This window comes from Variovorax glucosi, assembly GCF_051216695.1.
Lineage (GTDB): Bacteria > Pseudomonadota > Gammaproteobacteria > Burkholderiales > Burkholderiaceae_C > Variovorax.
Map to the genome: position 1 here is coordinate 1 of NZ_JBPJZE010000157.1, position 1,302 is coordinate 1,302.

1 protein-coding gene is annotated in these 1,302 nt (G+C 70.6%); it reads right to left on the reverse strand.

Annotated elements, in window-relative coordinates; translation table 11 throughout:
* Positions 1-1,251: MFS transporter (locus tag ACSFA3_RS23815; protein ID WP_435507876.1), on the reverse strand; the 1,251-nt coding region annotated here is incomplete at its 3' end.
* Positions 1,252-1,302: the final 51 nt, after the last annotated feature.

The following is a 1,302-nucleotide window of genomic DNA, read 5'->3' on the forward strand; positions in this document are numbered from 1 at the left end:
GCTTGGGGAGCGTTGAACGGCGCCGGGGCGGGCGACGGCGCGCGCGCTCATCACCGCCCAGCCGAACACGCCCATGCCCGCCAGCGCCAGCAAGGCGCCGACCCAGCCGGTCGAGGTCCAACCAAGGCCAGCCGCAATGGCCACGCCACCGAGCCACGCGCCGAGCGCGTTGGCCATGTTGAAGGCCGAGTGATTGAGCGCGGCAGCGAGCGTCTGCGCGTCGCCGGCCACGTCCATCAGGCGGATCTGCAGCGCCGGGCCGATGGCCACGGTGGTGCCGATGAGGAACACGTTGAACGCCGCGGTAAAGACGTTGTGCGCCGCGAAGGTGAACATCGCGAGCACCAGCGCCGCGTAGACCAGCAGGCCACCGATGGTGCGCATGAGCGACTTGTCGGCCAGGCGCGAGCCCACGAGGTTGCCGGTGACCATGCCCAGCCCGAACAGCGCCAGCACGAAGGGCACGCCGCCCAGCGGCATGCCGGCCACTTCGATGAGCGTGGGCTTGATATAGCTGAACACCGAGAACATGCCGCCGAAGCCGATGGCGCCGATGCCGAGCGTGAACCACACCTGCTTGCGCTTGAGCGCGCCGAGTTCGCGCCACGGGCTGGCGCCTGCGGGCGCTGCGAGGTCGGGGATGTCGCGGCGAAGCAGCACGATGGCCACCAGCGCGATCACGCCGACGAACACGAAGGCGGCGCGCCAGCCGAAGATCTGGCCCAGCCAGGCGGCGATGGGCACGCCGACCAGCGTGGCGCCGGTGAGCCCCAGCATGACGAGCCCCACGGCGCGTGCTCGCCGCCCCGGTGGCGCGAGCGTGGCGGCCACGAGCGCAGCCACGCCGAAGTAGGTGCCATGCGGCAGGCCGGTGGCAAAGCGCAGCAGGTTCAGCAGCAAATAGTTGGGGGCTGCGGCGCTGGCGAAGTTGCCGGCCGCGAACACGGCCATGAGCGCAATCAGCAGCGCGCGGCGGCGCCAGCCTGCGGCGAGCACCGCGAGCACGGGCGCGCCGATGACCACGCCGAGCGCGTAGGCGCTGATGACGTGGCCGGCCTGGGGAATGCTGACGTCGATGTCCTTCGCCACTTCGGGCAGCAGGCCCATGATGACGAACTCGCCGGTGCCGATGGCAAAGCCGCCGACGCCGAGTGCGAGCACCGCGCGCAGGAAATTGACGGGTGCGGCGGGAGAAGAAGAAACGGAAATGTCGGTGTCCGCGCTGTCCAGCGCGGGTGGGGAGGCGTTCAAGGCCAGGCTCCTGGGAAGGTGCCCGGCGGCCGCGGGCAGAAGCCGAATTTT